This window comes from Streptomyces sp. NPDC019937 (assembly GCF_040631655.1).
GTDB lineage: Bacteria > Actinomycetota > Actinomycetes > Streptomycetales > Streptomycetaceae > Streptomyces.
Window position 1 is genome coordinate 1 of the sequence record NZ_JBEYAL010000027.1, and the last position, 14,029, is coordinate 14,029.

The 14,029-nt window shown below is 70.3% G+C and carries 13 protein-coding genes and 1 pseudogene; 9 read left to right on the plus strand and 5 right to left on the minus strand.

Annotation, left to right across the window (positions count from 1 at the left end):
* From ABZ562_RS25640 to ABZ562_RS25650, 3 genes are all read right to left on the minus strand, one after another.
* The coding region (locus ABZ562_RS25640; RefSeq protein WP_361483932.1) for a tetratricopeptide repeat protein at positions 1-1,422 on the minus strand (1,422 nt) is incomplete at its 3' end.
* Positions 1,423-1,637: 215 nt separating this feature from the next.
* Complete coding sequence (locus ABZ562_RS25645) at positions 1,638-2,069, minus strand: hypothetical protein (RefSeq protein ID WP_361483933.1); 432 nt, start codon at positions 2,067-2,069, stop codon at positions 1,638-1,640.
* Between the two features lie 148 nt (positions 2,070-2,217).
* Positions 2,218-2,991 (minus strand): GntR family transcriptional regulator, encoded by a 774-nt coding sequence (locus tag ABZ562_RS25650; protein WP_361483935.1) that lies wholly within the window; start codon positions 2,989-2,991, stop codon positions 2,218-2,220.
* A gap of 170 nt (positions 2,992-3,161) precedes the next feature.
* Between ABZ562_RS25650 and ABZ562_RS25655 the strand changes: the two genes are divergently transcribed.
* The 4 genes from ABZ562_RS25655 (at position 3,162) to ABZ562_RS25670 (ending at position 6,725) form a co-directional block, all read left to right on the plus strand.
* A complete protein-coding gene (locus ABZ562_RS25655; protein ID WP_361483937.1) occupies positions 3,162-3,530 on the plus strand; it encodes a hypothetical protein in 369 nt (122 codons plus the stop codon).
* Positions 3,530-4,840 (plus strand): FtsK/SpoIIIE domain-containing protein, encoded by a 1,311-nt coding sequence (locus ABZ562_RS25660; RefSeq protein ID WP_361483939.1) that lies wholly within the window; start codon positions 3,530-3,532, stop codon positions 4,838-4,840. Before ABZ562_RS25655 ends, ABZ562_RS25660 begins: the two co-directional genes overlap by 1 nt.
* Positions 4,837-5,034 (plus strand): hypothetical protein, encoded by a 198-nt coding sequence (locus ABZ562_RS25665; RefSeq protein WP_361483941.1) that lies wholly within the window; start codon positions 4,837-4,839, stop codon positions 5,032-5,034. Before ABZ562_RS25660 ends, ABZ562_RS25665 begins: the two co-directional genes overlap by 4 nt.
* Positions 5,035-5,312: 278 nt before the next feature.
* Positions 5,313-6,725, plus strand: a complete 1,413-nt coding sequence (locus ABZ562_RS25670) for a replication initiator (protein WP_361483943.1) — start codon at positions 5,313-5,315, stop codon at positions 6,723-6,725.
* 162 nt (positions 6,726-6,887) lie between these two features.
* Here the strand turns inward: ABZ562_RS25670 and ABZ562_RS25675 are convergent, their stop codons facing one another.
* Both ABZ562_RS25675 and ABZ562_RS25680 read right to left on the minus strand, forming a co-directional pair.
* Positions 6,888-8,324: a recombinase family protein gene (locus tag ABZ562_RS25675; RefSeq protein ID WP_361483945.1), complete on the minus strand. Its 1,437-nt coding sequence runs from the start codon at positions 8,322-8,324 to the stop codon at positions 6,888-6,890.
* 30 nt (positions 8,325-8,354) lie between these two features.
* Positions 8,355-9,092, minus strand: a pseudogene (locus tag ABZ562_RS25680) (aminotransferase class I/II-fold pyridoxal phosphate-dependent enzyme); the annotation flags it as partial.
* Positions 9,093-9,251: 159 nt separating this feature from the next.
* Here ABZ562_RS25680 and ABZ562_RS25685 point away from each other — a divergent pair.
* From ABZ562_RS25685 to ABZ562_RS25705, 5 genes are all read left to right on the plus strand, one after another.
* The gene (locus ABZ562_RS25685; RefSeq protein ID WP_361483947.1) at positions 9,252-9,551 is read left to right on the plus strand and encodes a hypothetical protein; all 300 of its coding nucleotides are present in this window, start codon (positions 9,252-9,254) and stop codon (positions 9,549-9,551) included.
* A 305-nt stretch (positions 9,552-9,856) separates the two neighbouring features.
* Entirely contained in the window at positions 9,857-10,420 is a 564-nt protein-coding gene (locus tag ABZ562_RS25690) for a DUF2617 family protein (protein WP_361483949.1), read from the plus strand.
* 95 nt (positions 10,421-10,515) lie between these two features.
* Positions 10,516-12,096 carry a polyamine aminopropyltransferase gene (locus tag ABZ562_RS25695; RefSeq protein ID WP_361484122.1) on the plus strand — a complete coding sequence of 527 codons (1,581 nt, stop codon included), beginning with the start codon at positions 10,516-10,518 and terminating at the stop codon, positions 12,094-12,096.
* A 122-nt stretch (positions 12,097-12,218) separates the two neighbouring features.
* Positions 12,219-13,091: an SRPBCC domain-containing protein gene (locus tag ABZ562_RS25700; RefSeq protein ID WP_361483951.1), complete on the plus strand. Its 873-nt coding sequence runs from the start codon at positions 12,219-12,221 to the stop codon at positions 13,089-13,091.
* A gap of 75 nt (positions 13,092-13,166) precedes the next feature.
* Positions 13,167-13,979, plus strand: coding sequence for an aldose 1-epimerase (locus ABZ562_RS25705; RefSeq protein ID WP_361483952.1), 813 nt, complete (start codon positions 13,167-13,169; stop codon positions 13,977-13,979).
* Positions 13,980-14,029: the final 50 nt, after the last annotated feature.

Genomic DNA, 14,029 nt, shown 5'->3' on the forward strand with positions numbered 1-14,029 from the left:
GTAGGCGTAGGCGAGGTTGTTGCGGGAGGTCAGGGTGGATGGGTGGTCTTCGCCCAGGACCCGGATGCTGTCGGTGAGGTTCTGCTCGTGCAGCGAGATGGCGCGGCCCAGGTCCCCGGCCGCCTTGTAGGCGGTTGCGAGGTTGTTGCGGGAAGACAGGGTGGATAGGTGGTCCTCGCCATTGAGCCTTGCTGATGTGTCGGCGGACCGTTGTGCGTATTGGGTGGCTTGAGAGAGCTGACCTTGACCGTGCAGGAATCGCGAAGTGCTGTACAGAATCCAGGCTGTTTCGATGGTGTCCGTTTCCGGGTGAGTGCGCGTGAGGTAGGCGTCGATGTGCGGGAGGATGACGCGCCAGCGTGGCCATCCGGCGGTGTTGGTCTCCGGCTTGTCGGGCAGGGTCTCACACATCAACGTTGCGGCACTGGCCTGCGCTTGGCTGATGGCTGAGTCACTGCGGTGGGGGTCTTGGGGGTCGGGGGTTCGGGCGAGTGCTTGGACGAGGCGGTGTACGGCTGCGGTGCTCTCGGTGAGGTTGATCATGCTGAAGTCGTTGAGGAGAGCGAGGGCGTCGACGTCCGCGTCCGGTTCGTCGACTGCGCCGCTGAGGAGGTCGCGGGGTATGTCGTGAGGAGCGAACCAGGCCATGACGCGCAGCAAATCCACGGCATGTGGGTCGCGTTCGGCGATGGTGTCGAGCGTGACCCGCCAGGTGCGGGCGATGGTGATGCTGTGCGGGTCGCCATTGCCGGGAGTGTTGAGCATGCGGGCGGCTTGGGCGCGGAAGCGGCGCAGGTAATCGGAGCAGGGGATGCGTGTGCGGCGGATGTACGCACCGGCCTGTTCCAGCGCAAGGGGAAGGTAGCCAAGTTCGTCCGCCAGTTCCTCGACAGTCGAGGGCTGGTTGCTGTGGCCCGTTCCGACCAGTTGGCGTAGCAGAGTGGTGGCAGCTGGCGGGGTGAGGACGTCCAGGTGCAGGGGTGTGGCGGCCAGGTCGTGCCAGCCGTAGGTGAGGCGGCTGGTGATGAGGTGGTCGCCGCCGGTGAGCCTGGCGACGTACGGGGCGAGGTGGTGGGGGTGGGTGGCGTTGTCGAAGACCAGCAGCCAGCCGGGGTGGGTCTCCAGCCATGCAAGGGCCCATTCGGCCAGGGTTGTGCTGGGCGTACTGCTGGTGTCGGTTCCGGGGTTGGCCCGTGTGGTGAGCTGGGCCAGCGAGTCGGTGATGGTCTCGGGGGTCTCGGCGTCGATCCACCAGACCGTCGTGTACTCGTGCCGGTGAACGTGGGCGAAGTGCAGTGCGAGGGTGGACTTTCCGATGCCGCCGAGGCCGGACATGGCCTGGGTGACGACATGCTTGGCTGCTCGCTCGTCCCGGGGACGTAGCGCCTGCTCCAGCGCAGCTAACTCTGCTTCACGGCCCACGAATCGGTGGCCGAGGGGCCGCGGGAGGTTACGCAGCCCGCGAGGAGTGGATACATCGCGGGGCACTGGCAGTACCAGAGGCGCTTGGACGGTGGTGTCCCCTGCGAAGATGGCGCCGTGGTTCGTCCCCACGGCGGGTGACCGGGCTCCCGACGTCCTGAGGTTGGGCATCTCTGATGATGTGCTGTGCGTCACGGCTTCACCCGTCCGGGGGTTCAGGCTGTGGAGTCGCCGGTGTGAATGAAGCCGTAGTTGTTTTGGACCGCCGGTGACCTGTCTCCCGACGTGGTGATCGAGACGGTCGTAGGCGGTGCGGGACGTGTCCATGCGGCGATGTCGGCGGCGATCTCCGGACGGGCCGCCATCAGACGGCGGATCTGCACGCGGAGTACGGCGGCCAAGTCTGCGTCGTCCGGAGTGCCTGCCAGCTCGGCGACAGTGTCGGCGAGGGCATCTTGCTCGGCGGTCGTCACGCTGTCGGGGGTGTCACGGCCGGCGAGGCGTCGCAGGACGCGCTGCCCGAACGAGACGGTGGCATCGGCGGCGTCGCCCTCGACCCGGGCCAGGACCGCAGCCCCGTATGCGGTGATGGCCGTGGTGGCGTACGGCGTCAGGTCCTGAGCGAGCTGGACCACGTCAACGGACATGGATCATCCCCCTGTGCTTTCCCGTACCACTGTCATCCCGATACACAGCGACACGATGGAGGACCCAGCGTAGCTAATCGGGCATGTCGCCGAACACAGATGCAGCGGTTTCGGAGGCTGCGCGGCCAGCAAGCAAAGGGCGTAAACCTCAGCTGCTCGGTGCCACTTTCAACGGTGTGTCTGCGGTGATGCGGTAGGCGAGTTGGGCGCGGTCGGCGCTGGCGCGGAGTTCTTCGAGGAGTAGCGGGCGGTCGTCGGTGCCGTAGGTGACGCGGGCGGTGTGGAGGATTGGGGTCGCGTCGGGGGTGTCCAGCGCGCTGCGTTCGTCGGGCAGTGGCATGCGGGCGCTGACGGTCTCGTGCCAGGTGAGTTTGTGTCCGGCTGCGGTGAGGATGGCGTAGATCTGTTCCGGCTCGGTGTCCGGGGCGTCGGCTAGTTGTTCGGCCTGGTCGGCGGTGGCGAACGGGATCAGTACGCAGTGGAGAGCGCGGGTACCGGTGTCGGGGTCGGCTAGCAGTCGGTCGACGCCGAAGAGGGCTTCCCCTTCGTCGAGTCCGAGTAGCGGGGCTGTGTTCGCCGTGGTCGTGGTGCGGTAGATGGTCGGTTCCTCGACCTGTTCCCACGTGTGGTGTCCGGTGTGGAAGGTCTTGCCGCTGCGGGTGATGGTCCGCTCGATGGTGACGGCGGGTGCGGGGAGGGCGCGGACGTAGCTCCCCTTGCCGTGGATGACCTCGATGAGTCCTTCGGCGCGGAGTGCGGCGATGGCCTTGCGGACGGTGGGGCGGCTGACCTGGTAGCGCTCGATGAGTTGGGCCTCTGAGGGGAGCGGGGCCCCGGGTTCGTACTCGCCTGCCGCGATGCCGCTGCGGATTTCGGCGGCAACCTGCTGGTACAGCGCTCCGGGGCGCTGGATCTCTCCCATGCCGGGCTCTCCTCGTCACCTGTCGTCGGTGGTTCTGACGTGACCTGATGTCACTCGTAAGCATAAGTACTTGCCTCCCGCCGTCAAGGCATACATAGTTGGCGACTCGTAAGCACGAGTGACGTCACCTGACGTGTGGCGTCTCGATTGGCCAAGGAGGCCCACAACCCATGCAGTCCATCCCTGTGGACACATCCCGGCTGGGCGTACTGCGGTGCGCGGTCGGGCCCGAACCGAAGATCGCGGATTTCGAGAGCAAGGAGGTCAAGAAGGACCGGGACGGCAACACGATCTACACCGTCGCCGTGACGGTGCGGCAGGAGAGGCGGCGCGTGTCGGTGATCGAGATCGCCGTATCCGGTGAGCCCAAGGGCGTTATGGAGGGCTCGGAGGTGCGGGTGACGGGCCTGGAGGCGTTCGCCTGGACCATGGGTGACCGTCACGGCGTCAGCTTCCGCGCAGCGGCCATCACCCCCGTACCGGCTCCCGCTCCGGCTGCGTCGGCGTCGGCATCGGCGGGCAAGGGCGGTGGTGCGTGATGGGTTCGTTCCTGTTCATCGTCGCGCTGCTGGTGGTGGCCTGGATGGCGGTCATCGGTCCCCAGCTGCGAGACCAGCGGCCGGACTGGCACTGGTACCTGACCGGTTTCCCGCGTACCGCGCTGCGGGTGATGGTCACCTGGCGCAAGGTCGCTCACCTCAATGACCTCACTGTTTCCCACAAGCCCAATCGGCGCCTGCTGGGGGATCTGGCGGTCAAGGGCGAGCCTTTGCGCACCCGCGTGCCGCGCTTGTCTTTCCCCCAACCCACACCGAATGGGCTGTCGGTGCTGGTGCGACTGCACCCGGGGCAGACGCCGGAACCGTTCCTGGCTGCGGCTGACGCGCTGGCGCACGCATGGCGGGTGCACGCAGTGCGGATCGTCTCCCCCGAACGCGGCGTCGTGCTGATCACCGCGTCAGCCAGTGATCCGCTGGAGCATCCGGACCGGCCTACCGGTGAGGTGTCGGCGTCGCTGCTGTCGGCGGCGGTCGGCACGTTGGAGACAGGCCACGCGTGGGTGATGGACTTCCGGCGCGTACCGCACTGGCTGATCGTCGGCGCCACACGGTCGGGCAAGTCCACGCTGATCGCCCGGCTCATCACCGAACTCGCTCCGCAACCTGTTGCCCTGGTCGGCGTCGACTGCAAGGGCGGCATGGAACTGGGCCTGTTCGAACGGCGGCTCTCAGCCCTGGCCACCTGCCGCAGTGAGGCCATCGCCGTGCTCGGCGCCCTGGTGGTCGACATGCAGGACCGCATGCGCACCTGCCGGGCGGCCGGGGCCCGTTCGATCTGGGAACTGCCCGAGGAACAGCGGCCGATGCCCGTGGTGGTGATCGTCGACGAGATAGCCGAGCTGTACCTGACCAACGGGAACAAGGAACAGCGGGCAGAGGCCGAACAGTGCTCCACCTACCTCCTGCGCCTGGCGCAGCTCGGTGCGGCGCTGGGGATGCACCTGGTGGTGGCAGGGCAGCGGGTCGGCTCCGATCTCGGGCCGGGTGTGACGGCGCTGCGGGCCCAGTTGAGCGGCCGTGTCTGCCACCGCGTCAACGACCCCGGCACCGCCGAGATGACCCTCGGGGACCTGAACAAGGACGCGGTAGCGGTCGCGCAGTCCATCGGAGAGGCCGAACAAGGCGTCGCGGTCACCACCGGGGAGCTGGGTGGCTGGATGCGCGGGCGGTCCCACCTGACCACCCCCACGGAAGCCCAGTTGACGGCGGCCGAATACGCGGGGCTCGCACCCCGACTGCGCGGGATCGTCCGCGCCCTGGAGGACCTGAACGGAGGGGATGACGTATGACCGAGCAAGCGGCTCTCCCGCTGGCGCTGCTCTTCGGGCTCGCCACCGTGCTCCTGGTCCGCTCCCGCGCGGTGCGCTGGTGGGAAGCGGTGTTGATCGGCCTGTTCGGCATGTACCTGGGCCAGACACCCGTCATCTTCACCGCAGACGGCCTCGTGAACTGGCTCCTCTCCGGCTTCGCACACAGCAACTGACGACCCTCGGGAGGCCACCAGGTGACCATGCGCCGTGTCCGCTGCCCCATCTGCAAGGGGGAGCGCTTCCCCAAGACCCGTACCGGTCACCGGCGGCGCTGCCGCTGCTGCCGGGGCGCCGGAACCATCCGCTGACCCACCCACCAGCCCAACCACGCACTGGGAGTGATCGCCATGGATGACACCCACCCATCCGCATCCATCCGTGCCGCTGCGGCGGCCCACCCCGGGAGGTCCCCACCATCACTGCCGAGATCACCTCGGCTGACAGGCGCGCCGTGCTCGACCGTGCGGCGCGCCTGCGTCAGCTCTCCGAAGTTGACCAAGACCTGATCCGCCTCGTCCAAGACCCCGGCTTCGGCCGCTGGCTGGAGCAGATCACCGCTACCGGCGGCTGCGCCCATCCGATCCACCTCACCGGCTTCACCACCACCCGCGACGCGGAAACCGGCGAAGTCCTCCACCACTACGACACCCGCAACGAGCCCGGCGAACGGCTCCTGATCCGCTGCCGCAACCGCCGCGCAACCGTCTGCGCCCCCTGCTCCCGCCTCCACGCAGGCGACACCTTCCACCTGGTGCGCGCCGGACTCATCGGCGGCAAAACCGTCCCCACCGACGTGCGAGAGCGGCCCCGACTCTTCCTCACGCTCACCGCGCCCAGCTTCGGCCCCGTCCACCGCGTCACCACCGACGGCCAACGCTGCCGACCGCGCCGCGACGCGCAGCAGTGCGAACACGGCCGTTCCCTCGGCTGCCCGGCCATCCACGACGTGGCGGACCCGCGTACCGGACAACCCCTGTGCCCCGACTGCTACGACTACCCCGGGCATGTCCTGTGGCACGCGCACGCGGGACGGCTGTGGAAGGCGTTCACCGACAACCTCTACAACCACCTCGCTGCCCGCGTCGGCCGCACCCGCACCAGCCTGCGCCGCAGCCTGCGCATCTCCTATGCCAAGGTCGCCGAGTACCAGAAGCGGGCAGCCGTCCATGTCCATGCTGTGGTGCGACTCGACGGCGCACATGGGCCGGACGACCCGCCCCCGGCCTGGGCAACGGCCGAAGTGCTCACGGCAGTGGTCCGCACCGCCGCTGCGGCCGTCCGGCTCACCATCCCCTACAGCGCGGCTCTGGGAGAACACGAACTGCGTTGGGGCTCCGAACTCGACGCCCGGCCGCTCCGAGCCTTTGGCGACGGTGAGGGCCTAGCCGATGACGCGGTAGCCGCATACGTCGCCAAGTACGTCACCAAGGGAGCTACCGACACCGGGGCCGGACTCGACCACCAGCTCTCCAGCCCCAACGACATCGAGGCGGCCCCCGTGTCGGCACACGTACGCGCGCTCATGCGCGCCTGCTGGCGCCTGGGCGGCCTCGCCGAGCTGGAGCCGCTGAGGCTGCGCGCCTGGGCTCACACGCTCGGTTACCGGGGCCACATCCTCACCAAGTCCCGTGTCTACTCCACCACCTACACCGCCCTGCGTGCTGAACGAGCCGACCACCAATCCAGCGGGGATCAGCTCACCGACCCCGACCTGATCACAGACGCCCGTTGGCGCTACGTCGGCTCCGGCCACACCCCGGGCGCCGCGCTCCTCGCTGCCGGGATTGCCGAAGACCACGCCCGTAACCGTGAGGTCGCGCGCGAAGAGCTGCACGTCGCGAGTACGGGCGGCGGTGCCGTATGAGTCAGCCTGCACGGAGCGCAGTACGTAGGCGTCGGGGGTCTGAAATTGATGAAAGGTGGGCGGCGGCTGTGCGTCGGGAAGCTGCCAAGTTCCCGACACGAGTCGGGCCGAGGAGTGCTGCACGTCTCGCGCAACTCCTCGGCCCGTGAGGGGCGTTCGTCCTCAGCCCAGCGGGTTCGGTTTGATGCTGATCCGGTCCGTGTCGAAGTTGCCAACCCCGGACGCCGGGCCGATAACGATGCCCCCGAACAGGAATCGGAAGATCGCGTTGAGGCGAGCGAAATCCTCGTTCTTCTCCAGCCGCTTCCAGTTCTCTTCGGCCTTCGGCCCGGCGACTCCCTCCAACACGACCACGGGCCGGATACGGGTCTGCTTCTGCCGCTCCCTCATCCGGGCCTCGATCTCGCGTCGCTTCTGCCGGTACTCCCGGGTCGGCATCTCGTCGGCGTCCCACATTTCGTAGAGGTCCTTGAGCTTCCGGTCGTCCCTCTCGTCCGCCTCCACGTCGGCGACCGGTCGGGTGATGGTGGCGGGTGCCCGGCCGCTGACGTCGAGCTTCGACAGGACGTTGATCGCCACGTCCCGGGCGAATCGCTCCAGGGGCTCCGCCGCGATCGTGCGCTTGCACGCCGTACCGTCGACCGCCACCCGCCGTGTGCAGCGGTACTCGTAGACGCTCCCGGAGTTTCCGCTCATGGTCCGGCCGCAGGTGCACATAACGACGCCACGCAGCAGGTAGTAGCGGGTCCGCTTGTTCTTCTCCGCTGATCGCTCCGCGCGGAACTTCCGCTTCTCCTGCGCCTCGTCCCACTGCCCCCGGTCGATGATCGCGGGCCAGCTACCGACGCCGTGTTCCTCGCCTCGGAACATTCGGATACCCGCGACGTGCCGTGAATCGATCAGGGCTCGTACCGTGTCGGCACCCCATGACTTCCCGAGTGCGGTCGTCACTTCGCGCTCGTTGAGGTCGCGGGCGATGGCGCGGGGTGACTCTCCGGCGAGGAAGCGGCGGAAGACCTCGCGTACGATCTCCGCCTCCTCCTCGATGATCTCCATGCCGTTCTTGGTGTAGCCGTAGCGGCGGCGGCCGGTGTGCGGGGTGCCCGCCCTCGCCCGGTCGTCCATCGAGTCCTTCAACCGGCGTGAAGTGTCGTCCGAGGAACGGCAGGCGTGGGCCACCTCGATACGGAGAATGAAGCGGTCGTCCGGGTCGGACAGATCGCGTCGGTTGGCCTCACCGTGCAAGGTGATGCGGTTGCTGTCGGAGATCGTCAGCAGTTCCTCAAGGTCCCTCGGCTGCCGCATCAGCCGGTCCGGGTGGTAGGCGATCAGATGGCGGACCGTGCCTTCGTCCATCTCCTTGAGCATGGTGTCCCACCCCGGCCGCTTCCGATCCCGTCGCCAAGCCGACCGGTTGTTGTCCACGAAGACCAGGGCCGGAGGGACGACGAGCCCGAGCCGTTCGGCGATCTCACGGCAGATGCGTTCCTGCCGATCTACGCCCGTCTGGTCGTCGTCATCGGCGTGGGATATCCGGCAGTAGATCGCTGCCTCTGTACCGGGGGTGATGGGCAGTCGCTTCGCTGTCTTCGTCGCCATAGCGGGAGTGTATGAAGAGGGGATGACTCAGCCGACCTTCCAGCCGGTGAAGGAGTACGTCTTGCCCGCGCTGCTGATGGTGACGGTGCGCTCGCGCATGCCGGGGAAGCCGGCGAGCGGGGTGTGGGCGGTGCCGAAGACGAGGTGTTCGTAGACCTCGTCCGTGATCACCAGCAGATCGCGCTCGACGGCGAGGGCGGCGACGGCGGCCAGCTCCTCGTGGGTGAGGACGGTGCCGGTGGGGTTGTGGGGGGTGTTGAGGAGGATGAGGCGGGTGCGGTCGGTGACCGCGGCGCGCAGTTCGTCGAGGTCGAGGCGGAAGGCGCCGTCGTGCGGGCGGAGGGTGACGGGGACGCGGGTGCCGCCCGCCATCGCGATGCACGCCGCGTACGAGTCGTAGTACGGCTCCAGGGCGATCACCTCGTCGCCCGGTTCCAGCAGGGCCAGCAGCGAGGCGGCGATGGCCTCGGTGGCGCCCGCGGTGACCAGCACCTCGGTGTCGGGGTCGTAGGACAGCCCGTAGAAGCGCTGCTGGTGCTCGGCGACGGCGGTGCGCAGCTCGGGGATGCCGGGGCCGGGCGGGTACTGGTTGCCGCGGCCGTCGCGCAGGGCGCGCACCGCGGCTTCGCGGACCTCGTCGGGGCCGTCGGTGTCGGGGAAGCCCTGGCCGAGGTTGATGGCACCGGTGCGCACGGCGAGGGCGGACATCTCGGCGAAGATCGTGGTGCCGAATGCGGCCAGCCGGCGGTTGAGCAGCGGTCGTCCCATGGGCCTATCCTCCGCCGAACCTCTGGACTTCCTCAACTCCGCTTTTGAGGGGGACGAAGCCGGGCAGGAGCCCCGCAGACACGACAGAGCGGTACCTCGCCAGGGGGTGTGACACCCCCTAGGGGGCTCGCTACGGGGGATGGAAGGAGTGAGGGCCCCATGGGTTTCATCATCTTTTTCGTCGTCGGCGTCTTCGCGATCATGGCGGTCGCGGCGCTGAGCGCCGGTCGGGCCAGGAAGCGGAACGGCGGTCGCCGGGGGGTGTACCGGGCGGGGTCGGCCGGTGGAGCGGCCGGCGGTGGCTGGTGGCTCGGCAGCGGCGGTTCGAGCGGCGGCGGCTGCGGTGGTGGCGGGGGCCATCACGGCGGTGGCGGCTGCGGTGGTGGCAGCGGCTGCGGCGGCGGAGGGGGCTGCGGTGGCGGTGGCGGTGGCGGTGGTGGCTGCGGGGGAGGCGCCTGAGCTGCCCTCGGGAGGTCCGGTTCGGGGGAACCCGGTGATTCGCGCCCGGCGCGCCAACGTGCGCCGGGCGCACGTGTGTTGAACACTTGAGCTGGGGACCGCCCTAGAGGGTGGAAACCCGGCGAAGGTGGGTAAAAACGATGTGGCGCCCACCATTTCATGATTCCGTATACCACCGCCCTACGGACCCCACGTGCACCGCCCTACGGGCCCCGCGTGGGCACGAGCCGGCGTATCCGCATACCCCTGGACCACCGCGGGGCGAGCCGGCCCACCTTTCCCCTGCGTGCTTGCGGAGCCGACCCATGCTCACGACCCTCAAGACTGCCTACACCGACACTCGTGCCGACGACCTGGCCTGGTCCCTGGGGCGGGAACCGCTTCCGGCGCTGGCCGTGCTCGACCTCTCGCTCCATGGTTTCGCCGTGCAGTTGAGGCTTCTCGGGGCCTCGCACCAGGTCCTCCTCGAAGCGGAGGACGGGCGCTGTTCGGAGACCGTGGCCTGCATGTCCGGCAGCAGCACCCCGCTCCCGCTGGGGGTCTCCACCCTCGTCGACGGCCGTGAGTACGAATTCGCGGCGCGCGTCGAGGAGTTGTCGCGGGGTTCGTTCGCCGGGCGGGCCCAGGAGTTACTGGCCCTGGTCGCCGACCATCCGCACGGCCTGGCCGGGACGTTCCCCGGCAGCCCGCACGCGTTCACCGCGCTGCTCGCGCAGTGGCACGAGGGCACGGTGGGGTGGCGCACCTGGCACGCGTACCCGCAGGAGGGGCGGCTGGTCACCACCCGTACCTGCCTGGGGGTGACGTCCATACCGATGCCGCTCCGGCCGCCCGCCGATCCGCCGCCCGCCGATCTGGTGTCCGGATGATGCGGTGTACGGATGAGCGGCGGTCAGTGCACCCTTGTGGGTGACAAGGCGTGGGTGATTTGTAACGTAGCGTTCCGTTCGTGACCGAATTCCCGATGCCCGCGCCGGAGCCTGAGAGTCCGGTGCGGCTGCCCGTACGGGCCGGGTTCGGGCGCTTCCTGATCCTCGTCACCGTCTTCGTCTGCGCCGCCTGCGGACTCGTCTACGAACTCGAACTCGTCGCCCTCGCCTCCTACTTGGTGGGCGACTCGGTCACCCAGGCCTCCGTCGTCCTGTCGGTGATGGTGTTCGCCATGGGGGTCGGCTCCCTGCTCGCCAAGCGGCTGCGCTGCCGCGCCGCGGTCGGCTTCGGCGCCGTCGAGGCGGTGCTCGCGCTCCTCGGCGGCTGTTCGGCGATGGCCCTGTACGCGTGCTTCGCGTGGTGCGGGCAGTCGCGCTCCGCGCTGGTCGGCTTCTCGTTCGCGATCGGCGTGCTCATCGGCGCCGAGGTGCCGCTGCTGATGACGCTCATCCAGCGGGTGCGGCGGCAGGACCCGGGCGGCGCGGTCGCCGATCTGTTCGCCGCCGACTACGTGGGCGCGCTGGTCGGCGGGCTCGCCTTTCCGTTTCTGCTGCTGCCCGCGTTCGGCCAGCTGACCGGCGCGCTGGTGACGGGCGCGGTCAACGCGGTCGCGGGCGGGGCGCTGGTGCTGTGGCTGTTCCGCCGCGATCTGAGCGCCCGGTCCCGGTGGGCGCTGATCGTCACCAACGCCCTGGTGCTGGCCCTGCTGGCCGCGGGCGCCGTCCTCACCCCCTCCTTCGAACGGGCCGCCCGGCAGGCCGTGTACGGGCCGGAGGTGCGCGTCGCGCTGCGCACCGGGGTGCAGGAGGTCGTGCTCACCGGCGGCCGGACCCGCGGGCGCCCGCTGTCGCTGTTCCTCGACGGGCGGCTGCAGGTCAGCGGGAACGACGAGCTGCGCTACCACGAGGCGCTGATCCATCCGGCGATGGCGGCCGGGCCGCACCGCCGGGTCCTGGTGCTGGGCGGCGGCGACGGGCTCGCGGCCCGCGAGGTCCTGCGGTACGCCGGGGTCCGGTCGGTCACCGTCGTCGAGCGCGACCCCGGGGTGGTGCGGCTGGCCCGCCGCGACCCCGCGCTCTCCGCCCTCAACGCGGGCGCGTACCGCGATCCGCGGGTGCGGGTGGTCACCGCGGACGCCTTCGACTGGCTGCGGCGCAGGGCGGCGTACGACGTCGTGGTGTGCGATCTGCCCGACCCCGGCCTCACGTCGAGCACCAAGCTGTACTCGCAGGAGTTCTACGGCCTGGCGGAACGCGTGCTGGCCCCCGGCGGCAGGCTCGCCGTGCACGCGGGGGAGGCGGGCCCGCGGCCCCGCGCGTACTGGACGGTGGACGCCACGATGCGGTCGGTGGGGCTGCGGACGGTGCCGTACGTGGTGGCGGCGCGCCCCTCGGACGGCGGCCCGGCGGCGGACGGGCCGGCGGGGGAGGGGCCGCGCGACTGGGGGTTCCTGCTCGCGGCCCGCACCCCGCCCCGGCTGGCCCTCGCCCGCCACGGCCCCCGCCCGCGCTCGCTCACCCCGGCCGGTCTGGACGCGGCGCGGCGCGCGGCCGGGCGGAGCCGGGAGCCGCGCCTGCCGCCCTCGACCCTCATGCACCCGCGGTACGGGGACTGACACCGCGTGGGCCCCGGGGGCCGGTGGGCTGGTGAATCCGGTTCGTGATCTCGTGGGCTCATGGGACGAAAGTTGCGTGGGAACGGGTCTCAGCCAACGTGCGATGGGTAGTGTCTTGAGCTATGGAGCATGAGGTGTTCGTTCCGTTTCCCGTCGACACCGTCCGGCAGGCGCTCTCGGAGCCCGACCGCATCGCCCGTTGCGTCCCCGGGCTCCAGCAGGATGCCGATGAGGACGCGGGTCCGCTCGCCGGGCGGCTGCGGCTGCGCATCGGCGGATCCACCATCACCTACCGCGGTGCGCTGCGCGTCACCGAGCGCGGCGGCGGTGTGGAGGTCGAGGGCGAGGGCGCCGAGGCGCGGGGCGGCGGCTCGGTGAAGCTCGCGCTGACCCTGACGCCCCGGGCCGTGGAGGGCGGCGGTACGGGGCTGCGCTGCTCCGGGACCGTGCGCAGCGAGGGGCGGTTGGCCGAGTTCGACGCGCACGCGACCGAGACGGTGGCCCGCCGGTTGCTGGACCGCTTCGGGGCGGCGCTGGCGTCCGGTCTCGAGGCGTCCCCGGTCACCCCGGCCTCCGATCACGACCCGCTCGCCGAGGCGGAGCTGCCGCTGCGCGCCGACGACACCGCTCAGGCCGACGACACCGCTCAGGCCGACGACCGGGCCGAGGGCGTGGAGGAGGCCGAGGACGTCGACGTGGACGACATCGGCGACCTCGACGACATCGACTCGGTGGGCGACGTCAGCGCCCTCGCCGAGCTGGGCGGGCTCGATGACGACGAGCCCCCGGCCGAGGCCGCGCACGCCCGCCGCACCATGATCGGCCGCTCGACCGAGGAGGTCGACCACGCCCCGCCCCGCGGCCGCTACGCCCCCGTACCGGCGCCCGAGGCCGGGTCCACCAGCGCAGCGCTGCGCTGGGCCGCGCCCGCCGCGGCCGTGGTGCTCGCGTCGGCCGTCGTGGTCGGACGGCGCGTCCTGCGCCGCCGCCGGTGAGCGGGCGGCGTTCGCTGAACGGGCGGCGTCGCTGATCGGTCGCCGTCCCCGAGCGGCTGCGCATAGGGTCGTGACGTGACCGAAGAGACAACGGATACCAAGGGCGTCCGGCTCACCGCCGGGGACGCCGAGCTGACCGTTTCGCCCGACAACGGCTGCCGCATCGGCTCGCTGCGCATCGGTGGCACGGAGCTGCTGCGGCAGGGCCCGCGGTACGGGTCCTTCCCGATGGTGCCCTGGTGCGGCCGGGTCGAGCTGGGACGGTTCCGCGACGGCGGCCGGAGCCATCAGCTGCCCGTCAACTCCCCGCCGCACGCGATCCACGGCACCGGCCGGGACCTCGCCTGGCGTACCGTCCGCACCGGGCCGGACAGCGCGGCCTTCACCTACGACCTCGCCGACCCCTGGCCGTACGAGGGCCGGGTCACCCAGAGCTTCGACCTGGCCGCGGACGCGCTGACCGTCACCATGAGCGTGGAGACCGACGGCGACTCCTTCCCGGCGCAGGCCGGGTGGCACCCGTGGTTCCTGCGCGATCTGGGCGAGGGCGGCGCCGACGTCGAGCTGTCCTTCACCGCGGAATGGCAGGAGGAGCGCGGCGAGAACCACCTCCCCACCGGCCACCGCGTCCCGCCGCGCCCGGGCCCGTGGGACGACTGCTTCGGCATGCCGGACGGCGTGGACGTCACGCTGACCTGGCCGGGGCGGCTGGAACTGAAGGTCACCAGCCGCAGCGAATGGGTCGTGATCTACGACGAGCAGGCGGAGGCGGTGTGCGTCGAGCCGCAGTCCGGGCCGCCGAACGGTCTGAACACCCTTCCCCGCCTGGTCACGCCCATCGACCCGCTGGAGATCTCCATGACGTGGAGCTGGCGCGATCTGGCGTAGGGGCCGATGGGGGCCGGTGGGGGCCGGTGCGGACACCGCCTAAGCTCGTC

What these genes read in the sequence shown, in the direction of transcription:
- ABZ562_RS25645 (WP_361483933.1), bottom strand. Translation starts at nt 2,069, where the DNA reads ATGTCCGTTGACGTGGTCCAGCTCGCTCAGGACCTGACGCCGTACGCC.
- ABZ562_RS25650 (WP_361483935.1), bottom strand. Translation starts at nt 2,991, where the DNA reads ATGGGAGAGATCCAGCGCCCCGGAGCGCTGTACCAGCAGGTTGCCGCC.
- ABZ562_RS25655 (WP_361483937.1), top strand. Translation starts at nt 3,162, where the DNA reads ATGCAGTCCATCCCTGTGGACACATCCCGGCTGGGCGTACTGCGGTGC.
- ABZ562_RS25660 (WP_361483939.1), top strand. Translation starts at nt 3,530, where the DNA reads ATGGGTTCGTTCCTGTTCATCGTCGCGCTGCTGGTGGTGGCCTGGATG.
- ABZ562_RS25665 (WP_361483941.1), top strand. Translation starts at nt 4,837, where the DNA reads ATGACCGAGCAAGCGGCTCTCCCGCTGGCGCTGCTCTTCGGGCTCGCC.
- ABZ562_RS25675 (WP_361483945.1), bottom strand. Translation starts at nt 8,324, where the DNA reads ATGGCGACGAAGACAGCGAAGCGACTGCCCATCACCCCCGGTACAGAG.
- ABZ562_RS25685 (WP_361483947.1), top strand. Translation starts at nt 9,252, where the DNA reads ATGGGTTTCATCATCTTTTTCGTCGTCGGCGTCTTCGCGATCATGGCG.
- ABZ562_RS25690 (WP_361483949.1), top strand. Translation starts at nt 9,857, where the DNA reads ATGCTCACGACCCTCAAGACTGCCTACACCGACACTCGTGCCGACGAC.
- ABZ562_RS25695 (WP_361484122.1), top strand. Translation starts at nt 10,516, where the DNA reads ATGCCCGCGCCGGAGCCTGAGAGTCCGGTGCGGCTGCCCGTACGGGCC.
- ABZ562_RS25700 (WP_361483951.1), top strand. Translation starts at nt 12,219, where the DNA reads ATGGAGCATGAGGTGTTCGTTCCGTTTCCCGTCGACACCGTCCGGCAG.